Genomic DNA, 2,914 nt, shown 5'->3' with positions numbered 1-2,914 from the left:
TTGATATTGATTATCATTTTCTTGATCCGGAAGGAGGTGGCCTCATGGTCCGCCTATACGCCGAGGAGTTGACCGTCCGCTACGATGACCGGACGATTTTCGAACGCTTGTCCGTCCGCATTCCCGACCGACAAATCACAGCCATTATTGGACCAAACGGATGCGGAAAATCGACGCTGCTCAAGACGTTGACGCGCATCATTTCCCCGCAGTCCGGCGCCGTCATTTTGGACGGCCGGGCCATTTCGCAACAGCCAACGAAAGAACTGGCGAAAAAAATAGCTATTTTGCCGCAGACGCCGGAAGCGACAAGCGGATTGACCGTCGCTGAGCTCGTCTCGTACGGCCGCTTCCCTTATCAAAGAGGATGGGGCCGCCTAACGAAACAAGATTACGAAGCAATCGACTGGGCGCTTGCCGTAACGAAAACAGCCGATTTGAAACACCGGCCGGTTGACGCCCTCTCCGGCGGACAGCGGCAGCGCGTCTGGATCGCCATGGCGCTCGCTCAAGAGACGGACATCATCTTTTTGGACGAACCGACGACGTATTTGGACATCGCCCACCAGCTCGAGGTGCTCGAGCTGCTTGAACGGCTGAACAAAGAAGAAGGGCGGACAATTGTGATGGTGCTCCATGACATTAACCAAGCGGCGCGGTTTTCCGACTATGTGATCGCCATGAAGGCGGGCACGATCGTCAAAGCCGGGCCGAGCGAAGACGTCATTTGCCGCGATGTGCTTCGCGACGTGTTTGGCATTGACGCTGACATCGGCCGCGACCCGCGGACGAACAAACCGATTTGCTTCACTTATCAACTGCTTAGGGAGGCTTGATTCGTCATGAGGAAAACATGGCTTTCCTTGTTGCTTCTTTTGGCGCTTGTGCTAAGCGCCTGCGGCAACGCGGCGGACGACAACAAGAACAGCAGCGCTTCACCAAAAGAAAAAAAGCCGGAAACGATTACATACCAATCGGAAAACGGACCGGTGGAAGTACCGGCTGATCCAAAACGCGTCGTCGTCTTATCGACGTTTGCTGGGCATGTGCTGGCCTTGGACGTCCCCATTGTTGGCGTGGATTCGTGGTCGAAAATGAGCCCGCTTTTTCAAGAAAAACTGAAAGATGCCGAAGTCGTGACCGATGAAGACATTGAAAAAATTATGGCGTTAAAACCGGACTTAATTATCGGATTATCCAATACGAAAAACGTCGATAAATTAAGCAAAATCGCCCCGACCGTCACGTTTACATACGGAAAGGTCGATTATTTAACACAGTTTCTAGAGATTGGTAAACTGTTAAATAAAGAAAAAGAAGCGAAAGCATGGATTGACGACTTCAAACAACGGGCGCAACAAGCCGGGGAAGAAATCCGGGCGAAAATTGGCGAAAACGCAACGGTCACCGTAGCCGAAAACTTTGATAAGCAGCTGTATGTGTTCGGCAACAATTGGGCGCGCGGCACAGAAATTTTGTATCAAGAAATGAAGCTGAAAATGCCAAAAGCGGTCGAAGAGCAGGCGCTCAAACCGGGCTACTATGCCGTTTCCCTTGAAGCGCTGCCGCAGTTTGTCGGCGATTACCTCATCTTAAGCAAAAACGGCGACGGCGATACATCGTTTATGGAAACGAACACGTTTAAAAACATCCCTGCTGTCAAAAACGGCCGTATGTTCGTCGCTGATGCCAAGGCGTTTTATTTCAATGACCCGATTACGTTAGACTACCAGCTCGATTTCTTTAAAAAGCATTTTTTAGGCCAATAATGACGAGACGGGGCGTTCACGGACAGTGAATGTCCCGTCCTTTCTTGTGAAAAGGAGGAAACCGCCGATGGAAGCAAACCGCCGGCTATGGCCGTTTCGTTATACGTTTCTCTTCTCTCTTATCCTGCTGATGGCCATCTGGTTCGGATCCATGGCCATCGGCGTCGCTGATACGACATGGAGTGACGTATGGCGCGCGCTCTTTTCCGATGAACAAGGTAAACAACTGGACTTGATTCGCGAGCTCCGTTTGCCTCGGGAAACCGCGGCGGCCTTTGTCGGCGCCGGACTCGCCGTCGCTGGGGCGATCATGCAAGGAATGACACGCAACCCGCTTGCTGACCCAGGACTGCTCGGCTTAACCGCTGGAGCGAACGCAGCGTTGGCCATAACGATGGCCTTTTTTCCTTCCGCCCATTATCTCGCAATCACCATCGCCTGTTTGCTTGGGGCGGCTGTGGGAGCAGGGACGGTCTTTGGCATCGGCGCCGCCCGCAAAGGCGGCTTTTCTCCATTGCGCATCGTCCTAGCCGGCTCGGCGGTCTCAGCGCTTTTGTTTGCCGTCGCTGAAGGAGTTGGCCTTTATTTTCATATTTCCAAAGACGTTTCGATGTGGACATCGGGCGGGGTAGCCGGAACGTCGTGGAAACAGCTGTCAGTCATCATTCCGCTCATCGTGATCGGGCTCGCCATTGCCGTATGGTATTCGCGGCAGCTGACGATTCTTAGCTTGAGCGAAGACGTCGCCGTTGGCGTCGGACAAAAAACAACAGCCGTCAAAACGTGGCTGTTTTCCGCTGTGTTTTTATTAACAGGAGCATCGGTCGCCATCGCCGGCAACATCACCTTCATCGGCTTGATGATCCCTCATCTTGTGCGCGCAATCGCCGGCGCCGATTACCGATTTATCATCCCGCTGTCGGCCACGGTCGGCGCGACCGGCATGATCGTCGCTGATACGGCGGCCCGCACGGTCAATGCCCCATTTGAAACGCCAGTGGCAGCCATCGTTGCGGTGATCGGCTTGCCGTTTTTCCTGTTTGTCGTGCGGAAAAAAGGGAGGGGCTTTGAATGAGAATGCGCATCACAGCAGTGTTAGGCATGCTTTTGTTGCTTATTGCCGCAACAGCCGCCATCGCGTTGGG

3 protein-coding genes are annotated in these 2,914 nt (G+C 53.3%); all 3 read left to right on the top strand.

The genetic code is table 11. The features are described 5' to 3' along the window. Positions 1-44: 44 nt before the first annotated feature. The 3 genes from VU18_RS00850 to VU18_RS00840 all read left to right on the top strand — a co-directional run bounded on the left by VU18_RS00850 (position 45) and on the right by VU18_RS00840 (position 2,844). Positions 45-836 carry an ABC transporter ATP-binding protein gene (locus VU18_RS00850; RefSeq protein WP_011229704.1) on the top strand — a complete coding sequence of 264 codons (792 nt, stop codon included), beginning with the start codon at positions 45-47 and terminating at the stop codon, positions 834-836. A 6-nt stretch (positions 837-842) separates the two neighbouring features. Further along, positions 843-1,769, top strand: a complete 927-nt coding sequence (locus VU18_RS00845; RefSeq protein WP_021322045.1) for an iron-hydroxamate ABC transporter substrate-binding protein — start codon at positions 843-845, stop codon at positions 1,767-1,769. Between the two features lie 67 nt (positions 1,770-1,836). Then, positions 1,837-2,844, top strand: a complete 1,008-nt coding sequence (locus VU18_RS00840; protein WP_011229702.1) for an iron ABC transporter permease — start codon at positions 1,837-1,839, stop codon at positions 2,842-2,844. Positions 2,845-2,914: the final 70 nt, after the last annotated feature.

It is taken from the genome of Geobacillus sp. ZGt-1 (genome assembly GCF_001026865.1).
GTDB lineage: Bacteria > Bacillota > Bacilli > Bacillales > Anoxybacillaceae > Geobacillus > Geobacillus thermoleovorans.
This window is presented reverse-complemented; position numbering and strand designations above follow the sequence as displayed.